At 70.4% G+C, this 20,695-nt stretch carries 16 protein-coding genes; 15 read left to right on the forward strand and 1 reads right to left on the reverse strand.

Annotation, left to right across the window (positions count from 1 at the left end):
* Window positions 1–51 precede the first annotated feature (51 nt).
* Entirely contained in the window at window positions 52–879 is an 828-nt protein-coding gene (locus HMPREF2883_RS10770; protein WP_256277447.1) for a spermidine synthase, read from the reverse strand.
* 87 nt (window positions 880–966) lie between these two features.
* Between HMPREF2883_RS10770 and dinB the strand changes: the two genes are divergently transcribed.
* From dinB to ftsZ, 15 genes are all read left to right on the forward strand, one after another.
* Complete coding sequence (gene dinB / locus HMPREF2883_RS10775; RefSeq protein WP_070662155.1) at window positions 967–2,292, forward strand: DNA polymerase IV; 1,326 nt, start codon at window positions 967–969, stop codon at window positions 2,290–2,292.
* A gap of 68 nt (window positions 2,293–2,360) precedes the next feature.
* On the forward strand, window positions 2,361–2,774 hold the full coding sequence (locus tag HMPREF2883_RS10780) for a DUF3040 domain-containing protein (protein ID WP_070662157.1): 414 nt from the start codon (window positions 2,361–2,363) through the stop codon (window positions 2,772–2,774).
* Between the two features lie 624 nt (window positions 2,775–3,398).
* Entirely contained in the window at window positions 3,399–3,830 is a 432-nt protein-coding gene (mraZ, locus tag HMPREF2883_RS10785) for a division/cell wall cluster transcriptional repressor MraZ (protein WP_003786301.1), read from the forward strand.
* Between the two features lie 255 nt (window positions 3,831–4,085).
* Window positions 4,086–5,213 carry a 16S rRNA (cytosine(1402)-N(4))-methyltransferase RsmH gene (rsmH, locus tag HMPREF2883_RS10790; protein ID WP_070662160.1) on the forward strand — a complete coding sequence of 376 codons (1,128 nt, stop codon included), beginning with the start codon at window positions 4,086–4,088 and terminating at the stop codon, window positions 5,211–5,213.
* A gap of 108 nt (window positions 5,214–5,321) precedes the next feature.
* A complete protein-coding gene (locus tag HMPREF2883_RS10795) occupies window positions 5,322–5,786 on the forward strand; it encodes a cell division protein FtsL (protein WP_070662163.1) in 465 nt (154 codons plus the stop codon).
* 6 nt (window positions 5,787–5,792) lie between these two features.
* A complete protein-coding gene (locus tag HMPREF2883_RS10800; RefSeq protein ID WP_070662166.1) occupies window positions 5,793–7,592 on the forward strand; it encodes a peptidoglycan D,D-transpeptidase FtsI family protein in 1,800 nt (599 codons plus the stop codon).
* Between the two features lie 106 nt (window positions 7,593–7,698).
* Window positions 7,699–9,285: a UDP-N-acetylmuramoyl-L-alanyl-D-glutamate--2,6-diaminopimelate ligase gene (locus tag HMPREF2883_RS10805; RefSeq protein WP_070662169.1), complete on the forward strand. Its 1,587-nt coding sequence runs from the start codon at window positions 7,699–7,701 to the stop codon at window positions 9,283–9,285.
* Entirely contained in the window at window positions 9,270–10,721 is a 1,452-nt protein-coding gene (murF, locus tag HMPREF2883_RS10810; protein ID WP_070662172.1) for a UDP-N-acetylmuramoyl-tripeptide--D-alanyl-D-alanine ligase, read from the forward strand. The genes HMPREF2883_RS10805 and murF overlap by 16 nt, the downstream gene beginning before the upstream one ends.
* On the forward strand, window positions 10,718–11,818 hold the full coding sequence (gene mraY / locus HMPREF2883_RS10815) for a phospho-N-acetylmuramoyl-pentapeptide-transferase (protein ID WP_070662174.1): 1,101 nt from the start codon (window positions 10,718–10,720) through the stop codon (window positions 11,816–11,818). The genes murF and mraY overlap by 4 nt, the downstream gene beginning before the upstream one ends.
* A 102-nt stretch (window positions 11,819–11,920) precedes the next feature.
* Window positions 11,921–13,480, forward strand: a complete 1,560-nt coding sequence (gene murD / locus HMPREF2883_RS10820) for a UDP-N-acetylmuramoyl-L-alanine--D-glutamate ligase (RefSeq protein ID WP_176747209.1) — start codon at window positions 11,921–11,923, stop codon at window positions 13,478–13,480.
* Window positions 13,477–15,006, forward strand: a complete 1,530-nt coding sequence (locus HMPREF2883_RS10825) for an FtsW/RodA/SpoVE family cell cycle protein (protein WP_070662177.1) — start codon at window positions 13,477–13,479, stop codon at window positions 15,004–15,006. The genes murD and HMPREF2883_RS10825 overlap by 4 nt, the downstream gene beginning before the upstream one ends.
* Window positions 14,990–16,249 (forward strand): UDP-N-acetylglucosamine--N-acetylmuramyl-(pentapeptide) pyrophosphoryl-undecaprenol N-acetylglucosamine transferase, encoded by a 1,260-nt coding sequence (locus tag HMPREF2883_RS10830; RefSeq protein WP_070662179.1) that lies wholly within the window; start codon window positions 14,990–14,992, stop codon window positions 16,247–16,249. The genes HMPREF2883_RS10825 and HMPREF2883_RS10830 overlap by 17 nt, the downstream gene beginning before the upstream one ends.
* The gene (gene murC, locus HMPREF2883_RS10835) at window positions 16,246–17,820 is read left to right on the forward strand and encodes a UDP-N-acetylmuramate--L-alanine ligase (protein ID WP_070662181.1); all 1,575 of its coding nucleotides are present in this window, start codon (window positions 16,246–16,248) and stop codon (window positions 17,818–17,820) included. Before HMPREF2883_RS10830 ends, murC begins: the two co-directional genes overlap by 4 nt.
* Window positions 17,817–19,052, forward strand: coding sequence for a cell division protein FtsQ/DivIB (locus tag HMPREF2883_RS10840; RefSeq protein ID WP_256277448.1), 1,236 nt, complete (start codon window positions 17,817–17,819; stop codon window positions 19,050–19,052). The genes murC and HMPREF2883_RS10840 overlap by 4 nt, the downstream gene beginning before the upstream one ends.
* Before the next feature lie 266 nt (window positions 19,053–19,318).
* On the forward strand, window positions 19,319–20,689 hold the full coding sequence (gene ftsZ, locus HMPREF2883_RS10845; RefSeq protein ID WP_176747210.1) for a cell division protein FtsZ: 1,371 nt from the start codon (window positions 19,319–19,321) through the stop codon (window positions 20,687–20,689).
* Window positions 20,690–20,695 lie beyond the last annotated feature (6 nt).

Raw genomic sequence — 20,695 nt, forward strand, 5'->3', positions numbered from 1 at the left:
GGCCCCGAGCCGGCTTCGCCGGTCAGCCGTCTCATACGCCTCATACGGGGGCTAGCCGCCCTCGGGTCGCGGAACCGCTGCGTCGTCGAGCGACCAGGTGCGCACCGGCAGCGGCAGACGGCGCACCGCGCGCTCGACCTCCTCGAGCTCGCCCGCCGTGAAAGGGGTCTGGCGGGCCACCAGCACCAGGTTGCCCCGACGCCTGCCACGCACCGCAGCGGGGTCGGCGACGATGACTGCGCGGGAGACGTCCCCACCCAGGGCCCTGGTGAGCGCCGCGATCTCGGCGCCGGCCCGGGCGCGCGGCATGGAGGCGGTGTTGATCAGCAGCAACCCGTCAGGCGCCAGCGCCCTCAGGCAGGAGTCGAGGAACTCCTGGCTCCTGCAGGAGGCTGGCACACTCCCGCCGTCGAACACGTCACGCACCACAACGTCCCACTGGCCGGGCCGCAACCCTGCGACCACCTTGGCGGCGTCACCGACCCGGATTCTCAGCCTGGGGGATCGGGGCAGGTCGAACCAGGTCCGCACCTGGCTCGCGAGAATCTCATCGATCTCGACGGCGACCTGCTGGGAGCCGGGGCGGGTCACGTCCCACGCCCTGGCCAGGGCGCAGCCCGCCCCGCCCAGGTGGAGCGCCCTGAGGGGATCGCCCTCGCCGCGCAGCGCCGTGAGCACCGCGTCCATCTGCTGGTGGTACTCGAAGTCCAGGTGGGAGGGGTCGCGCAGGTCCAGGAAGGAGGACTCTGCGCCATCGAGCATGAGGAGGATCCCGGTGTCTCGCGCCACGAGCTCGGCCGTGGCCAAGGAGGTGCGCACCGGGCCCTGGGGCAGGCCGGTCAGCGCCGGGGCCCCGGAGGTCCTGCGTCTACGTGTCACAGCCCCACGGTAGCCTGAGAGGAGCGCGGGCGGACTCCTCCGGTCCCGTCAGCCGGTGAACCTGCCGCGGTCGTCGAGGAGGTGGAGATGAGCAGGGCGCCCCGTTCCCAGGCCGCGCGCCGGTCCTGGGGGGACGATGACTCGGCCACCCCCATCATCCACGTCGACATGGACGCCTTCTTCGCCTCGGTCGAGCTCCTCGAGCACCCCGAGCTGGCCGGCCGCCCTGTCATCGTCGGCGGCCGCGACGGCCGGGGCGTCGTCTCGGCCGCCTCCTACGAGGCCCGAGCCTTCGGCGTCTCCTCGGCGATGTCCATGGCCGAGGCCTCCCGTCGCTGCCCCCAGGCCGTGGTCCTGCCCGTGCGCCACGGCCTCTACTCCCGGGTCTCCGCCCAGGTTATGGCCGTCCTGGCGGAGGTCACCCCCGTCCTGGAGAAGGTGAGCATCGACGAGGCCTTCCTGGACGTGACCGGGGCCAGGCGCCGCATGGGCTCCCCGGTGACCATCGGCCGCTGGATCCGCGCCGAGATACGCCGGCGAGTGGGCGTTCCGGCCTCCGTGGGCATCGCCTCCACCAAGTTCATCGCCAAGCTCGCCTCCTCCCACGCCAAGCCCGACGGACTGCTCCTGGTGCCGGCCGCCTCCACGCAGGACTTCCTCAACGTGCTGCCGGTCGGGGCGCTGTGGGGCGTGGGCACCCGGACCCAGGAGATCCTGGCCAGGTGGGGGATCCAGGACGTGCGCACCTTGGCAGGCACAGACGCGCGCCGCCTGGAGAAGATCCTCGGCCGGGCCGCAGGACACCACCTGCACGAGCTCTCCCACGGCGTCGACCCCCGCCGGGTGGAGCCGGTGCGCGAGGAGAAGTCGGTGGGCACCGAGACCACCTTCTTCGAGACCCTCACCGACCGGGAGCACGCTCGGCGGGTCCTGCTGGACCAGACCCACCAGTGCGCCGCCCGCCTGCGCGCGGCGGACCTGCGCTGCCGTGTCGCCGTCCTCAAGGCCCGAGGGGCCGACTTCACCACCGTCACCCGCTCACGCACCCTGGCCACTCCCACCGACCTCGCCCAGGACATCTGGGAGACCGTCTCCTCGCTCTACTCCGCCCTGCCCACCCCGCCCGGCGGCTTTCGCCTCCTGGGGGTACGGGTCGAGGGGCTGCTGCGCCCCGACGATGGTGTGCAGCTCCTCCTGGACGAGGACCCGCGGCGCGGCGCCTCCGAGCGGGCCGCCGACGCCGTGCGCCGCAGGTGGGGCGCCGACGCGCTGGCCCCGGCCAGTCTTCTACCAGAAGGCGGCACCACCAAGGCGCCGCTCGGCCAGCAGGGGCGACGCGGGCGAGGCCCTCGTCGATCCGAGCAGGAGAGCCGACCTGCGTCCCGGCCAACCTCCTCGGAGAGTTTCTCCTGAGCCGTCACAGCGCTTATCCTGGCCACTACGGCGCAGATCCCCGGCCCCGCCCGGAAGCAAGGAGCATGATGGCACTGTCAGAGCGAGAGCAGCAGGTCCTGCGAGACCTGGAATCGCAGCTCCATGAGGATGACCCCGAGCTGGCTCAGACCTTCCAGCGTCAGGAGCGTCGGCTCTCACGGCCCTCGCCCCGCCACATCGGTGGCGGTGTGGCCCTGGTCCTGGTCGGCCTGGCGCTTCTCATCGCAGGGGTCTCAGTGCCCCACAACCTCCTGTCCATCCTGCTGGGGGTCGCGGGCTTCCTCGTGGCCGTCGGTGGGGTGGCACTGGCACTGACCCGGGTCGAGAGCACGACGAGCCCACGTCAGTCCGCGGCAGATCGAGACAGGCCCGCCAAGGGTGCCAACGGCGGGAAGAAGCGTTCCTCCTTCATGGACCGCCAGTCAGAGCGCTGGGATCGCAGGCGCGACTCAGAGGACTGACCAGCTCACACCAGCCCCCTCCTCTCTCAGCTCCACCCGCATCCCCGCGCCCCTCAGACCGCGTCAACGCACGCCGATCCCCATCTCCCTCCACCACCCCCACTTCCCTCCACCACCCCGCTTCCCTCCCACCGGCACTGCCCCACAGGTCCTGTCTCCAACGCTCATCCGTTCGAGACAGGACCTGAGCGTCTGGAGGGGCCGATCAACCCCCGGCGGACCTCGCGAGGTCGGGACAGAATCCTGAGAATCTCAAGGAACTCATCGGATTCGAAAGAGCTGCCTCAAGAGCGGCCCGGCTCTGCTCGTACCGCTGTGCAGAGGCTCTGAGCCTCACCCGAACTCTGCATGCAGGCCGAGTGGACTCTGCTTTTTTCCTGGATATCCACCACGCCGAGGAAGGTGGTGGTGAAGGCCTCCCTCCATCCGCCCTCCACCTCCCTCCACTTCGTGTGAGGAGGCAGTGAACTGCGGTTATTCCAACGAAAAGTGAGAGGCCTGGATGGGTGCTTCGTCGTCGGCGATATGCGGTTGTGATGCTGTCGAGGAGGAGGGGTGGGAGAAAAGGGAGGGAAGTGGAGTAAGGTGGGGTGCACGGGGTCGTCGAGGGGAAGGAGGTGGCTCATGTTCCTGGGGACGCATGCACCCAAGCTGGACGAGAAGGGCCGTCTCATCCTCCCGGCGAAGTTCCGTGAAGAGCTTGCGGGCGGTGTGGTCCTGACCCGAGGTCAGGAGCACTGCCTGTACGCCTTCACCGCCGCCGAGTTCGAGCGCATGTACGCCCAGCTGCGTGAGGCCCCCCTCGCTCAGAAGCAGGCGCGTGACTACGTGCGCGTCATGCTCTCGGGGGCGGACTCGCAGATCCCGGACAAGCAGGGGCGTATCACGCTGCCGGCGCCGCTGAGGGCCTACGCGGGCCTGAAGAAGGACCTGGCGGTGATCGGAGCCGGCGCCCGGGTGGAGATCTGGGACTCCGAGTCCTGGAGCACCTACCTGGCCGCCCAGGAACAGGTCTTCGCCGACACGGCCGAGGAGATCATTCCCGGCTTCTTCTGACCCCGCGACCTTGTCGACAACTGAACAACACCCGACGGACCGCACGCAGACGCCAACAGAGCTCTGGTGAACCATCTCGTGAGGTCTCCGCCCGATGTCGAGTCCGACGCCTCTTCCCCGGCGCCGGAACCACGGGAGGAGTCCTGGCGAGGTGGCCGCCTCCCGGTCTGTCGGGGGAGCGTCAGATATCGAAGACCTATCAGCAACTGAGTGCCAGTCGGGTACCCGGTCCAGCACCAGAAAGGAGTACGCCTCATGACCAGCTCACAGGCGCAGGCATCCGCTGCCGACGCCATCGGCCGGCACGAGCCGGTGCTCCTTGAGCGCTGCCTGGACCTGCTCGCCCCCGCCATCGAGGGTGCTGCTGACAGCGCGTCGACGGCAGGCCCGGCCCAGCCAGTCATGATCGACTGCACCCTGGGCATGGGGGGCCACACCGAGGCCGCGCTCGAGCGCTTCCCGTCCCTGAGGGTCGTGGGCATCGACCGCGACCCTGAGGCGATTGCGCTGGCCTCGGCGCGCCTGGCCCGCTTCGGGGACCGCTTCATCGCGGTTCAGACGACCTACGACGCCGTCAGCCGGGTGGCTCGTGAGCACTCCGCTCGTGCTGAGGGAACCGTGGACGCCGTCCTCATGGATCTGGGGGTCTCCTCCCTCCAGCTCGACGAGGCCTCGCGGGGCTTCTCCTATGCCCGCCCGGCACCTCTCGACATGCGCATGGACCAGGGCTCGGGAATGACCGCCCAGGACCTGCTGGAGACTGCCGACGCCGTCGAGCTCACCCGCATCCTGCGCACCTACGGCGAGGAGCGCTTCGCCTCGCGCATCGCCGCCGCCATCGTGCGTCGCCGCGAGTCCGGGCAGCCGGTGGCCAGCACCCAGGAGCTGGCCGAGCTCGTCCGTCAGTCCGTGCCCGCAGCGGCTCGGCGTAGCGGTGGGCACCCGGCCAAACGGACCTTCCAGGCGCTGCGCATCGCCGTCAACGCCGAGCTCGACGTCCTGGAGCGGGCCGTGCCCCGGGCTCTCAACAGCCTGCGCGTGGGAGGACGCCTCGTGGTGGAGTCCTACCAGTCCCTGGAGGACCGCATCGTCAAGCGGGCGCTGGCCCACGGAGCCACCTCCCGGGCGCCCCAGGACCTGCCGGTCGTCCCCGAGGCGGACCGTCCCTACCTGGAGCTGATCACCAACGGCGCGGAGAAGGCCGATGCCCGCGAGCTCGACCACAACCCCCGCTCAGCACCAGTGCGACTGCGGGCAGCCGCCCGCCTGCGTCCTGCCGACCAGGCTCCTTCGCCGCAGGCGCCTGCGCCCGCCGGCGGTCGGGGACGGGACCCCGGGCACCGGAGCGGTCAACGCACCACGCGCCGACGCCACCACAGCTAGGCGGCCCCGCCGCTCCAGACACCCGCGGACCGCCCCAGGCGGTCAACGATCCCACTGCACCATCGTCCATCCACACCAGTCCAGCTACGCCACAGGGAAGGCACATTGATGAGCGCCACTGCTACTGCTCGAGTCACCCGCCCGATCGCGACGCGGCGCACCGCCCAGGCAAGTGGTTCCACCAGCACCCAGGGGCGCACGGAGGCGGGCTCGGTCAAGCGACCCCAGCTGCGCGTCGTCAGCGGTGCCTCCCGGGCCGCCTCATCATCCCTTCCCTTCCTGACCGTCATCATCCTCGTGCTGGCCGGGGCCCTCATCACCTCGATGCTCCTCAACGCCAAGATGGCTGACACCGCCTACCGGATGAAGGAGAAGCAGATCGAGCTCAATGTCGCCGAGGACCACGTCGAGACGCTGCGCACCCAGGTGCAGGAGGCCTCGGCGCCCGACGCGCTGGCCGGCCGCGCCAAGGACCTCGGGATGGTTCCCGCCGCCGCCCCCGGCGTCGTCGACGTCAACAAGGGGCAGCTCACGGAGGGGACCCCCGCCCACGCCGCCAAGAGCGGGAAGTAGGCGCCTGTGAATCCCTCGCGTCGTCAGGCGCTCCAGCTCGGGGGGCTGCTCGTGTTCACCGCACTGGCCGGGCGCACCGTCTACGTCCAGGCGGTCGAGGGGCCGGAGCTGGCCCAGAAGGCGAAGGCCGAGCGCACGGTCACCTGGGTCAACCGAGCCCCTCGCGGCGACATCACCGGACGCGACGGCACCGTCCTGGCCTCCTCTGCGGTCAGCTACGACGTCGGCGTCAACCAGTCCGCCATCGCCCAGTACGAGCGCACCGAGATGCGACTCAACGAGTCCACCGGCGTCAATGAGAAGGTCGTCGTCGACTACGGGGCGACTGCGGTCGCGGCCCAGCTGGCACCGATCCTCGACGTCGATCCCCTCGAGCTCGGAGCCAAGCTCGTGGGAAACCGGAGCTACGAGGTCATCGCCCAGGAGGTCTCTCCCGACACCTGGCGCAAGATCAAGGCTCTGGACATCCCCGGGGTCGAGCCCGACCAGCGCACCCGACGCACTTACCCGGCCGGGACCGTGGCCGGCAACGTCCTGGGCTTCACCCACGAGGGCGAGCACAACCGCGAGCTCATCGGGGCAGCCGGGCTGGAGCTGACTCAGAACAAGCTCCTGACGGGAACCGACGGCAAGGGCAGCGAGGAGGTCGGGCGCAGCGGCGTCATCATCCCCACCGGTGAGCAGGAGGACGAACCGGCCAGGCCCGGTGTCACGGTGCGCACCACCCTCAACCCCGACCTGCAGTCCATTGCCCAGGAGACCATCGACAAAACGGTTGCCGCACAGCACGCGGACTGGGGCATCGTCATGGCCATGGAGCCGGCCACCGGCAAGGTCGTGGTCCTGGCCGACTCCAACTCGGTCGACCCCTCCGACCCCTCGGCCACATCCGAGGAGAACCGCACCGCCCGCAGCGTTCAAGCCGTCTTCGAGCCCGGAAGCGTCGGGAAGGTCGTCACCTTCGCCGCCGCTCTGGAGGAGGGGGCCGTCAAGCCCGAGGACACCTGGACCATCCCCTACACCTGGACCTCGGCCAACGGACAGACCTTCAAGGACTCCCACGAGCACGAGACCCAGACCATGACCACCGCCGGGGTCCTGGCGGAGTCCTCCAACGTCGGCACCGTGCAGATCGGCGAGAAGCTCGCCGACGACGTCCGCTACAAGTACATGAAGCGCTTCGGCTGGGGACAGGCCACGGGCGTCGAGATGCCGGCGGAGTCCGACGGCATCTTCTACCCGCCCAGCTCCTGGGACGACCGCACCCGCTACACCACCATGTTCGGGCAGGGCGTGGCCTGCACCACTCTCCAGTCCCTCCAGGTACTGGCCGCCGTGGCCAACAAGGGCGTGCGCGTGGCCCCGCGCGTCATCGACGCCTGGATCGACGCCGACGGCAAGCAGACCCCCCAGAAGCGCCCCGAGGGGGTGCGGGTCATCTCCGAGGCGACGGCCAAGACCCTCACCGAGATGCTCATCGGCGTCACCCAGGAGGGCGGAACCGCCGAGTCCGCCTCCATCAACGGCTATCTGGTGGCCGGCAAGACCGGAACCACAGAGATCCTCACCGACGACTCCACCGTGGCCTCCTTCGTCGGCTTCCTGCCGGCTCGCGACCCGGTGCTGGCCATCGCGGTCATCGTCAACCGGCCCGAGGGAATCTATGGAGGCACCGTTGCCGCCCCCGTCTTCCGGGAGGTGGCGCTGGCCGCCATGCAGGCGCTCAACATCGCCCCGGACCCGAGCGTCGTGGCGGCCCGGGCCGCTCGCAACGGTGCCGGGGGAGAGCGGGACGCGAACCAGTGAGGTGGCCTATGAGGTAGACAGCGTGACCACCAGCACCTCGGCGAAGTGAGCCGGAGGGGCTCTTGTGGAACATCGACAGTGGAAGGTCGCGATAGATTGAGGAACTATGAGCAACCACGCCTACGAGTCGGCCGCCGCCCTACGGCCGAGCTCTAATGGTCCCGTCCCCATCAGCACCTTGAGCGAGCGCTTCTCCCTGGCGCCCGCCTCAGCTGAAGATGCCGCCGCCCTCAATGACCTGAGCATCCTGGGGGTCAGTGTCGACTCCGGCGACACCGCACCGGGAGAGCTCTTCGTGGGACTGCCCGGTTTCACCGTCCACGGCGCCCGCTTCGCCGCCGAGGCGGTGGCCTCCGGTGCCGTTGCCGTCCTGACCGATGCCGACGGCGCCCAGATCGTCCACGAGTCCGCTCCCGGAACCCCGGTCCTCGTGCACGACGACCCCCGTGCCGTCGTCGGCCCTCTGAGCGCCGAGGCCTACCACCACCCGGCACGCGGACTGATCACCACCGCTGTCACCGGAACCAACGGCAAGACGACCACCGCCTACTTCCTCGACGCCATCCTGTCCGCCCACGTCGGCGCCTGCATGGTGGCCGGAACCGTCGAGCTGCGCGTGGGGGAGCGCTCCGTGGAGTCCCCGCGCACCACCGTCGAGGCCCCCGTCCTGCAGCGGATGATGGCCATGGCCGTGGAGGACGGGGTCGGCGCCGCCTCCCTGGAGGCCTCCAGCCACGCCATCGTCCTGCACCGGCTCGATGGGTTCGTCGTCGACGTCGCCGGCTTCACCAACCTTCAGCGCGACCACCTCGACTTCCACAAGACCATGGAGGGCTACCTGGAGGCCAAGGCGCAGCTGTTCACCCCCGAGCACGCCCGCCGCGGCGTGGTCTGCGTCGACGACCAGTGGGGCGCGGCCCTGGCCGCTAAGGCCCCCATTGAGATCGACCGCGTGCGCGCCTACCCCGGGGACACCCCCGCCGACTGGTGGGTCGGTGACGCCGCCGTCTCCCTGACCGACTCCGCCACCACCTTCACCCTCCACGGGCCCGACGGCGAGCAGATCGAGGCCTCCTGCCCCCTGCCCGGACTCGTCAACGTCCAGAACGCCGCCCTGGCCCTGGTCATGGCCATCCGTGCGGGGGTACCCGCCGCCACGGCCACAGCCGCCCTGGCCGGTGCCCACAACATCCCCGGCCGGATGCAGCGCATCAGCAAGCGCGACGGCCGACGCGGCCTGTGCATCGTCGACTTCGCCCACACCCCCGACGCCATGGAGCTGGCCCTCAAGGCCGTGCGCCCCATCACCCCGGGGCGCCTCATCGTGGTCTTCGGCTCCGACGGCGACCGCGACCAGGGCAAACGGCCCATGCTGGGTGAGGTGTGCGCTCGCCTGGCGGACGTACTGGTCGTCACCGACGAGAACCCCCGCAGCGAGGACCCCCAGCTCATCCGCAACGCCATCCTCGACGGGGTGCGCGGCGTGCGCCCCGACCTGAAGAATGTCGAGGAGATCACCACCTGGCGCGGCGACGCCGTGCGCCGGGGAGTCGAGCTGTGCGGGCCCAACGACACCGTCATCGTCACCGGGAAGGGGCACGAGCCCTTCCTGGAAATGGCCGGGGAGTTCATCCGCTACAACGACGCGCCCGTGATGGCCGAGGCCGTCGAGAAGAAATGGGGACGGGCATGAGGCTCAGCCTGAGTCAAATCGCAGCCGCCGTCGGCGGCAGGCTCATCGGCCCGGATGCGCCCGTGACCGGACCGGTCGTCACCGACTCGCGCCAGGCCGCCGAGGGCTCACTGTTCATCGCCGTTCACGGTGAGCGCACCGACGGCCACGCCCACCTGGGATCGGCCGGGGCCCTGGGTGCCGTCGGAGCCATCGTCTCCGACCTGGAGGCCGCCCGCAGCGGGCTGTCCCAGGGGCAGGCCGAGACGCCGACCATGGGGCTCGTCCTCGTGGAGGACACCGTGATGGCCCTCGGCGCGCTGGCCCGCACCCACCTGGAGGGGCTGCGCCGGAGCGCAGCCGAGCGCGGTGAGCGTCTCACCGTGGTGGCGATGACCGGCTCGGTGGGCAAGACCACCACCAAGGACCTCACCCGTCAGCTCCTGGCCGCCTCCGGACCCACGGTGGCGCCCCGGGCCAGCTTCAACAACGAGATCGGTCTGCCGCTGACCGTGCTGGAGGCCGACGAGTCCACCCGCTACCTCGTCCTGGAGATGGGGGCATCCGGACCCGGGCACATCGCCTACCTCACCGACATCGCCCCCCTGGACGCGGCCGGGGTCCTCATGATCGGGCACGCCCACATGGGCGGTTTCGGCTCCATCGAGGGCGTCGCCGCGGCCAAGGCCGAAATCATCGCCGGCCTGCTGCCTGAAGGGACCGCCGTCCTCAACGCCGACGACGCCCGCGCCGCCGCCATGGCCGAGCTCGCGCCGGCACGCGTCCTCACCTTCTCCGCTCAAGGACGACAGGCCGACTTGAGGGCTGAGAACGTGAACCTGGACGCGGCCGCCCGAGCAGCCTTCGACCTCCACCTGCCCGGGCTCGCCGAGCCCCGACGCGTCCAGCTGGCCGTCGCCGGTGCTCACAACGTGTCCAACGCCCTGGCCGCCGCCGGCCTGGCCCTGGCCGCAGGACTGGACCCCGAGCTCGTTGCCGACAGGCTCGGCTCGGTGAGCATTGAGAGCCCCCACCGCATGGACGTGTCGGAGCTCGGTGGGGATCTTCTCCTTATCGACGACTCCTACAACGCCAACATCGACTCCATGACGGCGGCGCTGGCCGTGTTGCCGGCTCTGGCGGGGGAGCGACGTCGCGTCGTCGTGATTTCCGAGATGCTCGAGTTGGGGGAGTCCTCGGCGGTCGATCACGCGCGCACCGGAGAGCTAGCGGCCCAGGCCGGAGCCGCTATGCTCATTGGCATCGGCTCCACCCAGGAGGCACTCGAGGCGGCCGGGGCGCGAGGGGTCGAGGTGGTCGGCTTCGATGATGCCGCGACCGCCATCTCCCAGATCGACGCCCTGCTGTGCGACGGCGACGCCGTCCTGGTCAAGGGCTCCAACGGCTCGGGCGCCTGGCGCCTGGCCGACCACCTCAAGGAGGTTCGTCCCCGATGACCGCCATCCTCATCTCCGGCGTGGTTGGACTGGTGGGCACCCTGCTGGGGACCCCCCTGCTCATCCGCTACCTCCACGCCAAGGAGTACGGACAGTTCATCCGCCAGGACGGGCCCCAGGGACACTTCACCAAGCGCGGCACGCCGACCATGGGCGGCCTCGTCATCATCATCTCCACCGTCCTGGGCTACACCCTGGCCAATCTCACCCAGCTGCGCACACCGCGCGCCTCCGGGGTCCTGCTGCTCTTCCTCGTCGTCGGACTCGGGCTCATCGGATTCCTGGACGACTTCGAGAAGATCTCCAAGCAGCGCTCCCTGGGGCTGAGGGCGTGGCAGAAGATCGTGGGGCAGGCGATCATCGGTGTCGGATTCTCGGTGGCGGCCCTGCACTTCGCGGACCGCAACGGACTGACCCCCGCCTCCACCCGGATCTCCTTCGCCCGGGACTCGGCGATCAACCTGGCCTTCGCCGGCAGCGTCGTCGGGCTCATCCTGTTCATCCTGTGGGCCAACTTCCTCATCACCGCCTGGTCCAACGCCGTCAACCTCACCGACGGACTCGACGGACTGGCTGCCGGCGCCTCGGCCATGGTCTTCGGCGCCTACACGCTCATCGGTGTGTGGCAGACCAACCAGTCCTGCAACTACGGTCACGAGACCATGGTCCCCACCACCTGCTACCAGGTCAGGGACCCGCGAGACCTGGCCATGATCGCCGCCGCCCTCATGGGGGCCTGCTTCGGCTTCCTGTGGTGGAACGCCTCACCGGCCAAGATCTTCATGGGCGACACCGGGTCCTTGGCCCTGGGCGGGGCCGTCGCAGGACTGTCGATCCTGACCCGCACCGAGTTCCTCGCCGTCATCCTGGGCGGACTGTTCCTGGCCGAGGTCATGAGCGACATCATCCAGATCGTCTCATTCAAGTCAACAGGCCGACGCGTCTTCCGCATGGCTCCCCTGCATCACCACTTCGAACTGGGAGGATGGACCGAGGTCAATGTGGTGATCCGCTTCTGGATCATCGCCGGCCTGTGTGTCATTGCGGGACTCGGTCTCTTCTACGCCGAGTACCTGCGCCAGCTCATCTTCGGATGAACCGGGATGCTCGGGCCGCCTTGACCCGACCCCTTGAAGCAACCTTTTCCTGCCGGCAACTCCGTCAGGAGCAGTGAGAAACCAGGAGCGTGAACCCGCACCGTGACCAGTCCGACTGAAGTCCCCGGTGAATCGCCCAGCGCCGTCACCGGCCTTGGCAGGTCCCTGAGCGACCAGCTCGACGGCGCCCATGTGGCCGTCGTCGGGCTAGGGCGTACCGGGCGCGCCGTCGTCGATGCCCTGGCCACGCTGGGGGCCCGCATTCACGTCTTCGACAGCCGTGAGTCCTCCATCGAGATGCTGCACACCCCTGTGGCCTCCGCCGCGGTCGCCGACGCCGAGGCCACCGCGGCCGCCCTGGCGCAGTCCCCGGCGCGGCTCCTCATCGTCTCACCCGGGGTCCCGGCCACCGGCCCGGTCCTGCGAGGCGCCGCGGCGGCGGGCATCGAGACCTGGAGCGAGGTCGAGCTGGCCTGGAGGATCCAGCAGGACTCGTCACGCCCGCACATCCCTTGGCTGACTGTCACAGGAACGGACGGCAAGACCACCACGGTCAGCATGCTCTCGGCGATCCTGACGGCCCACGGGCTCACGGCCCCGGCCGTCGGCAACATCGGCACCCCCGTCATTGAGGCGGTGCTGGCCGGCAGCGCCGACGCCCTGGCCGTGGAGCTGTCCAGCTTCCAGCTCCACACCACCAGGACCCTGGCGCCCCTGGCCTCGGCCTGCCTCAACCTGGCCGCCGACCACCTCGACTGGCACGGAGGGCTGGAGGCCTACGCCCAGGACAAGGCCCGCGTCTACCGCCGCACCCGGCTCGCCGCCATCTACAACCTCGCCGACGCCGCCACCGAGGACATGGTCCGCCAGGCCGACGTCGTCGAGGGCTGCCGAGCCATTGGCTTCACCCTGGCCGCGCCGGGGCTGGGGCAGGTCGGCATGGTCGAGGACCTGCTGGTCGACCGCGCCTTCCACGCCGAGCGACGCTCCAGTGGTGTCGAGCTGGCCACCACTGTCGACCTGGCTCACCTGGCCCCCGGGCGGCGCGCCCAGAACCTGCCCGCGCACTTGTTGGCCGACGCCCTGGCGGCCGCCGCGCTGGCCCGCGCAGCCGGAGTTGATCCGGAGGCGGTCGCCTCCGGGCTGCGCGCCTATAGCCCCGGGGCCCACCGGATCGTCACCGTCGCTGAGGCGGACGGTGTCACCTGGGTCGACGACTCCAAGGCCACCAACCCGCACTCCGCCGAGGCCGCACTGACCTCCCTGCCGCGGGGGACCGGCGTGTGGATCTGCGGCGGCGACACCAAGGGCGCCCAGTTCTTCGACCTGGTCCGCACGGTGCGCCCCCACCTGCGCGGCGCAGTCGTCATCGGCAAGGACCAGAACGACATTCTGGCGGCCCTGGAGCGGGAGGCCCCCGGCCTTGTCCTCACCCGCGTCAGTGACGGCAGCGCCGAGCAGGTGAGCGCCGCAGCGGTGGAGGCCGCCGGCGCCATGGCCCGCAGCGGCGACACCGTCATACTGGCCCCGGCCTGCGCCTCCTGGGACCAGTTCACGTCCTACGCCCAGCGCGGCGACCTGTTCGCCGCCTGCGCCCGGGCCTACACCCAAGGCGATGGCGCCCGGGACACGGACGCCTCCGGCGACCAGGAGCAGCTGTGAAGACCGGGTCCACCTCGGCCACCGCTGCCCGCTCGTCGAGCCCCTCCTCGTCAGGATCCTCGCGGGCATCCGGAGGCCCGTCACGGGGGACCGGTGCCGAGCACAAGCCGGAGCGGACCGCCCCCCGCAGGGGCGCGGCCACCTCGTCCAGGCCGACCGGGAAGCCCTCCGGCTCCCGGCCCACGGGAGCCGGAGGCCACCTGGGTGGCGCCTGGCGCAAGCGCTTGGTGCGCTGGGGCGAGCGGCTTTCGAGACCCTGGGACGGCGGGGCCCCCCAGCCCGATGGCGCCCCCGAGGATCGTCGTCGGCGTCCCTCCGGCGGGCCGGACTCCACCCAGGGCTCCGAGCAGGTGACCCTGACCTACTACTGCCTGCTCGTGTCCACCCTGGTGCTGGAGACCTTCGGACTCATCATGGTCTTCTCCGTGCAGTCAGTGACCGTCGCCGCCACCGGCGGCAACGCCTTCACCGACTTCGCCAAGTACCTCATCTTCGCCGCGGTGGGGACACTGGGCATGGTGGGCGTCTCCCGCATCCCGCTGTCCTGGTTCCCGCGGATGGCGTGGGTGCTCCTGGCACTGACGATCGCCATGCAGTGCCTGGTGTTCACACCCGTGGGCGTCAACGTCTACGGCAACCGCAACTGGATCCAGGTCCCAGGCGTCGGCACCGCCCAGCCCTCGGAGTTCATCAAGGTGGCCCTCGCCCTGGTCCTGGGCACCCTGGTGACCTGGTACGCGGACAGGCGCCCTCGGGACCGGGTGTGGGCGGCGGGCTGGGGCGGTGTCGGCGCCGCGATCCTGAGCGTTCTGGGCGGACAGGATCTGGGAACCGTCATCATCCTGGTGATCATCGTCGCCGGGGCCCTGTGGGTGGGGGGAATGCGCAAGCGCTGGTTTGCCCTCCTGGGTGTCGGCGGCATCGCCATGTTCGCGGCCGCCTCCATGCTCAGCGCCAACCGGCGCGCCCGGATCACCGCCTGGATCCATCCCGAGGGCGCCGACCCCATGGGCGTGGGCTACCAGCCCAAGCACGGGATGTGGGCGCTGGGGACCGGGGGCTGGCTCGGTGTGGGGCCGGGATCCTCGCGCCAGAAGTGGGGCTACCTCACCCAGGCGGACTCCGACTACATCTTCGCCGTGCTCGGTGAGGAATTCGGGCTGGTGGGCACGCTCGTCGTCATCGCCCTGTTCGCCGGCATCGGAGCCTGCTGCCTGCGGCTCATGAGACGCCACACCTCCCTGTACGTCGTGGCCACAACCTCGGCCATCGGTGCGTGGATCGTGGGGCAGGCGATCATCAACATGGGGGTCGTCACCGGTGCGCTGCCGGTGCTGGGCGTCCCCCTTCCCCTCGTCAGCCGTGGAGGCACCGCACTGGTGTCGGTCCTCCTAGCCATTGGGGTGCTTCTGGCCTTCGCACGCCATGAACCCGGTGCGCAGGAGGCCCTGTCCACGAGTCCCGGGGCGCTGCGTCGTTCCCTGGCAGTCATTGTCCCAAGGAGGAACCGTGCCCGAGACAAGTGAGAGCGCAAGCTCGCCCCAGCAGGAACGTCCTAGCGGCTCGGAGCGGCCCCGGCCATTGCGGGTACTGCTGGCCGGTGGAGGCACCGCCGGCCATGTCAACCCGTTGCTGGCCACGGCCGCGGCCCTGCGTGACCCGGCCCTGGGCGGTGACCCTGACACGCAGATCCTCGTCCTGGGGACCGCCGAGGGACTGGAGAAGCGACTGGTGCCCGAGGCCGGCTTCGAGCTGGCCCTCGTCCCCAGAGTCCCTCTGCCGCGGCGCCCCAGCGGTGACCTGCTGCGCCTGCCGCACCGGCTGGGAAAGGCGATCAGCGCGGCCACGGAGGCCATTGAGACGGTCAGTGCCGACGTCGTCGTCGGCTTCGGCGGCTACGTGTCGACCCCGGCCTACCTGGCCGCCAGGAAGGCCGGAGTGCCGGTCGTCATCCATGAGCAGAACGCCCGCCCGGGGCTGGCCAACCGGCTGGGGGCCTCCTGGGCACAGGCCGTCGCCCTGACCTTCGCCTCCACCCGTCTCAAGGCCTCCAAGGGGCGCACCGAGGTCACGGGGCTGCCGCTGCGCCCGGCCATCGCCACCCTGGTGTCGCAGCGGGCCACGAGCGAGGGGACCCACCGGGCCCGCGCCGAGGGGGCGCAGGCTCTGGGACTCGACCCCGACTTGCCCACGCTGCTGGTGACGGGCGGATCCTTGGGGGCCCAGCACCTCAACGAGGTCCTGAGCGAGTCGCTGGGCTCCCTGCCCGCCGGACTGCAGGTGTTGCACCTGACTGGTAAGGACAAGGACGCCCCGGTGCGCGCCGCCCTCGAGGCGGTAGTGGCCTCCGGCGCCGCGGAGGACCTCTCCGAGCGGTACCACGTGCTCGACTACCTGACCACGATGGAACAGGCCTACGCCTGCGCCGACGGGGTCCTGTGCCGCTCCGGTGCCGGTACCGTCGCAGAGATCACGGCCCTGGGGCTTCCGGCGCTCTACGTCCCCTTGCCGATCGGCAACGGGGAGCAGCGTCTCAACGCCGCTGACGTCCTGGCCTCCGGGGGCGGGCGCATGGTGCTCGACGCCGACCTGAAGCCCTCGGACATCCTTGACTTCGCCATGCTCATCTCCGACTCTGAGCGGCAGGCCGCCATGGCCCGGGCCGCGGCCTCCACTGGCGTCCAGGATGCGGCGGCCCGCTTGGCCGCCCTCATTCAGCAGTGCGCCTCCATCCATGACACTCCCACTGATGAGGAGAACGCGGCATGACCGCCACGACAACCCAGGACAGCTCCCACGCTGCCGGCCGGCCGGCCGGCGCCGATCAGCGCACGTTGGCAGACAGGACCTTCCACCTCATTGGCATCGGGGGAGCGGGGATGAGCGTGGTCGCCCAGCTGCTCGCTGCCCGTGGTGCCCGGGTCTCGGGCTCCGACGCCCACGGCGGTCCCGCCTTCGACCACCTGGCCGACCTGGGCATCACGACCCACCTGGGGCACGACGCCGCGAATGTCCCCCAGCGCAGCACGGTCGTGGTGTCCACCGCGATCAAGGAGACCAACCCCGAGCTCGCCCAGGCCCGGCGGCGGGACCAGGAGGTCATCCACCGGTCTCAGGCGCTGGCGCTGGCCGCTCAGGGCCTGGACTTCGTCGCCGTGGCGGGTGCGCACGGCAAGACCACGACCTCAGGCATGCTCGCCGAGGCCCTCACGGACGCCGGCGCCGACCCCTCCTTCGCCATCGGCGGAGTCGTGCGGGCGCTGGGCACCGGGGCCCACCTGGGCAGCGGTCCCGTCCTGGTCGCCGAGGCCGATGAGTCCGACCGCTCCTTCCTCAACTACTCCCCGCGCGTGGAGATCGTCACCAACGTCGAGCCCGACCACCTCGACAGCTACGGCACCGCGGAGGCCTTCGAGACGGCATTCGTCGACTTCGCTCACCGGCTGGTGCCCGGGGGCCTGCTGGTCGCCTGCGCCGCCGATGCCGGCGCACTGCGCCTGGCGCAGCGCGCTGCAGCCGATGGCCTGCGCGTCGTCACCTACTCCTTCGCAGGCCCCGAGGCCCTCCCCGGCGGAGTGCTCGTGGGGGAGGGACACGTCCACCTGGACATTCGGGAACGTGGGGCCTCATCCACTCGGGGGCTGCTGACCCTCACCACGGCGACCGACCGCGAGCCCACCGGCGGCGTGGGTGAGGAGCCGCATCACGGCCCGGTTGAGCTGGTGCTGGCCGTGCCCGGGGACCACGTGGCCCTCGACGCCGCCGGTGCCTGGGCCGCGGGCATCGAGCTCGGCGTCGAACCGGCCCTGATGGCCCGGGCACTGGGGGCCTTCGGGGGGACGGGCCGGCGCTTCGAGGACCGGGGAGAGGCCGACGGCGTGCGCGTCATCGACGACTACGCCCACCACCCCACGGAGATCGAGGCCCTGCTGCGCACGGCGCGGGGTGTGGCCCAGGAGCGCGGCGGTCGGGTCCTGGTCCTGTTCCAGCCGCACCTGTTCTCCCGCACCAGGGTCTTCGTCGACCGCTTCGGACAGGCGCTGGCCCTGGCCGACGCCGTTGTCGTCACCGATGTCTACCCTGCCAGGGAGACTCAGGCGGACTTCCCCGGTGTCACCGGGGACACGGTCGCCCAGCGGGTCCCCGGCGGCACAGCCAGGTTTGTCGCCGAGCGTCTTGAGGCCGCGCACGCGGTGGCCGACCTGGCGCGCCCCGGCGACCTGCTGCTGACAGTCGGCGCCGGAGACGTCACCGAGCTCGCTGCCACGGTACTGGCCGACTTGGCGGCCCGCGAGGGCGGTGCAGCCCCCTCGCCCGCGGACCTGGACGAGCGGGCATGAGGAAGCCCTCGGCCCCCCGTCCCGAGCGCTCCAACCGCGCTCAGGACGCCCCGGCCCGCATCCCTCCGCGCCGTTCGGGCCCCCGGCGTCCGCGTCCCACCCGCTCGGCGCAGGGACCGTCCGCGCCGAGTCCCCCGACGGATCAGGGGACCGAGCAGGCCGGGCCTCCGGCCCCCGCCAACCTGTCACGGAGCGCTTCCGCCTCCAGGGCTCCCAAGGCCCCGGGTGGAGCCGCCGGGGTGCCCTCGCGACCCAGGCGTCCGTCGACGTCGAGGGGCGCATCCAGCCCCTCGACGGTTTCGCGTCGCGGCGGCGAGGACACCAAACGCACCAGTCCCCGTCAGGAGTCCTCCAGCCCCGACGCGGCATCGAGCACCGAGCTGACCGTGTTCGGCCGTCGGCAAGTGGCTCTTTCCAGAGGAGACGACCGGGTCGTCTCCACCGGGCTGGCCGATCGTCTCAAGGAGCGTCAGGACGCCTTGCGCCGGTTGCGGCTGCGACGGGTGGTGAGGGTCTCCATCGTGGTGCTCGCCATTGTCCTGACGGTCTGGGCCCTGACCTTCTCACCCCTCCTGGGTCTGCAGACTCAGAGGATCTCCGTGGCAGGATCGGACGGCAGCGTCTCGGATAAGCAGGTCCGCGAGGTCCTGGCCGCCTACGCGGGTGACTCGTTGCTGCGGTTGGACACCGGCCGGCTCTCCACCCAGGTCAGCGACAAGCTGGTCCGGGTGCGCCGGGCGCAGGTGACCAGGGCCTGGCCCCACGGACTGCGGGTGCACTTGACGATGCGCGTGCCGGTGGCCACCGTGCAGGACTCGGAGGGCTACCAGGTCCTCGACAACGAGGCCGTGGTCCTCGAGCGGGTCCCCGAGCCTCCGTCGGGCCTGGTGAACATCGTGCCCGACCCCGCCGTGCAGGCATCGGGGCCACAGAGGATCTCCGCCAAGCAGGTCGCCGCCGTCACCCAGGTGGTGGGTTCCCTCACCCCTGAGACCCTGGCCCAGGTGAGCAGCGGCAGCGCCACTGAGGCGGGGCAGGTCACACTGACCTTGTCCAGCGGGGCCAGCGTGGTCTGGGGGAACAACCAGGACAACCAGCTCAAGGCACGCGTCCTGGCGACTCTCATGACCACCACCGCGTCCATCTACGACGTCTCCTCGCCGCATCGCCCCACCACACGATCCACCGACGGAGCGACCACGACCACCGCGGCGCCGTCGCCGACGTCCTGAACGTTCTTCTGCTCGGCCGCTGCTCGATGAGCCCAGGGACGGCGGGACGCGCAGCAGCACGTGACCTCAGCCCTTCAGGTTTATTGCAGGTATATTGCAGCGATATAGCAGGGAATCCGCAGGCAACTGCACACGAACACGCCGGGCTTCAATGCGATACGAGGTCCTGGAAGTCTCATAGCGTTAGGCCAGTCGTTCAGAGAATGACATAAGTATTGACCTTAACTTGAGGTTGAGGTTTGAGGGGGGTCCTCGTCAGAGGGCTCATGACGAAACTCGCGGAGGGGACGCCAGTGGTCGAGAGCATGGCTGTGGACGACTCACAGCACTACCAGGCAGAGATCAAGGTCGTCGGTGTCGGCGGCGGCGGCGTCAATGCCGTCAACCGCATGATCGAGGCCGATCTGCGTGGCGTGGAGTTCATCGCCGTGAACACCGACGCCCAGGCGCTGCTCATGTCCGACGCTGACGTCAAGCTCGACGTCGGGCGGGACCTGACCCGAGGTCTGGGAGCGGGAGCCGACCCGGCGATCGGCCGCAAGGCCGCCGAGGATCACGAGTCCGAGATCCGTGAGGCCCTCGACGGCTCGGACATGGTCTTCGTCACCGCGGGTGAGGGGGGCGGCACCGGCACCGGCGCGGCCCCCGTCGTCGCCCGCCTGGCCAAGAGCATCGGTGCGCTGACCATCGGTGTGGTCACCCGCCCCTTCTCCTTCGAGGGCCGCCGCCGCTCGGCCCAGGCCGAGGACGGTGTCCAGGCGCTGCGCGAGGAAGTCGACACCCTCATCGTCATCCCCAACGACCGCCTCCTGCAGATCGCCGACAAGAACATCTCCGTGGTTGACGCCTTCAAGCAGGCCGACCAGGTCCTTCTTCAGGGTGTCCAGGGCATCACCGAGCTCATCACCACCCCCGGTCTCATCAACGTCGACTTCAATGACGTCAAGTCCGTGATGCAGGGCGCCGGCAGTGCTCTCATGGGTATCGGCTCGGCCACCGGTGAGGGGCGCGCGATCACGGCCACCGAGGAGGCCATCGCCTCGCCGCTGCTGGAGACCTCGATCGACGGCGCACACGGCGTGCTGCTCTTCTTCCAGGGCGGTTCCGACCTGGGCCTGTTCGAGATGAACGAGGCCGCCAACCTGGTGCGCGAGGCCGTCCACCCCGAGGCCAACATCATCGTCGGAAACGTGGTCGACGGCGCCCTGGGAGACGAGGTGCGGGTGACGGTCATCGCCGCCGGCTTCGACTCCGAGCCGGTCGTCGGTGGCCTGGTCGATCCGATGACTCGGCTGTCGCGGGCCGCCGCTGTGCCGCCGGTGCCCTCCTCCCCGGTGGACGACCTGCCCCCGGCCCCCGCTCCTCGTGGTGGCGCCCATGCCGCCCAGAACCCGGTGACTCGTCCGGTCCCGCTGGCTCCTCCGCCCTCCTCCTCTCCGGCGGCCGCGGCGAACCTGTCGGAGGTCAGTGCGGCCGAGGCCCTCTCCTCGGGGAGTATGCCGGCCTATGTGGATGAGTCCTACGGCTCCTACGGCTCGGTGCCGGCGCAGCACTCGGTCTCCGATCTTGAGGTTCCTCAGGTCATCGGGGTCGACGCCGACGACGACGGCATCGATCTGCCTGACTTCCTGCGCTGAGCGGCA

Origin of the sequence: Actinomyces sp. HMSC075C01, from assembly GCF_001812965.1 — a bacterium.
Lineage (GTDB): Bacteria > Actinomycetota > Actinomycetes > Actinomycetales > Actinomycetaceae > Actinomyces > Actinomyces acetigenes.

Coding starts and splice junctions, on each gene's coding strand:
- dinB (WP_070662155.1), top strand. CDS start 967: ATGAGCAGGGCGCCCCGTTCCCAGGCCGCGCGCCGGTCCTGGGGGGAC.
- HMPREF2883_RS10780 (WP_070662157.1), top strand. CDS start 2,361: ATGGCACTGTCAGAGCGAGAGCAGCAGGTCCTGCGAGACCTGGAATCG.
- mraZ (WP_003786301.1), top strand. CDS start 3,399: ATGTTCCTGGGGACGCATGCACCCAAGCTGGACGAGAAGGGCCGTCTC.
- rsmH (WP_070662160.1), top strand. CDS start 4,086: ATGACCAGCTCACAGGCGCAGGCATCCGCTGCCGACGCCATCGGCCGG.
- HMPREF2883_RS10795 (WP_070662163.1), top strand. CDS start 5,322: ATGAGCGCCACTGCTACTGCTCGAGTCACCCGCCCGATCGCGACGCGG.
- HMPREF2883_RS10805 (WP_070662169.1), top strand. CDS start 7,699: ATGAGCAACCACGCCTACGAGTCGGCCGCCGCCCTACGGCCGAGCTCT.
- murF (WP_070662172.1), top strand. CDS start 9,270: ATGGGGACGGGCATGAGGCTCAGCCTGAGTCAAATCGCAGCCGCCGTC.
- mraY (WP_070662174.1), top strand. CDS start 10,718: ATGACCGCCATCCTCATCTCCGGCGTGGTTGGACTGGTGGGCACCCTG.
- murC (WP_070662181.1), top strand. CDS start 16,246: ATGACCGCCACGACAACCCAGGACAGCTCCCACGCTGCCGGCCGGCCG.
- HMPREF2883_RS10840 (WP_256277448.1), top strand. CDS start 17,817: ATGAGGAAGCCCTCGGCCCCCCGTCCCGAGCGCTCCAACCGCGCTCAG.
- ftsZ (WP_176747210.1), top strand. CDS start 19,319: ATGACGAAACTCGCGGAGGGGACGCCAGTGGTCGAGAGCATGGCTGTG.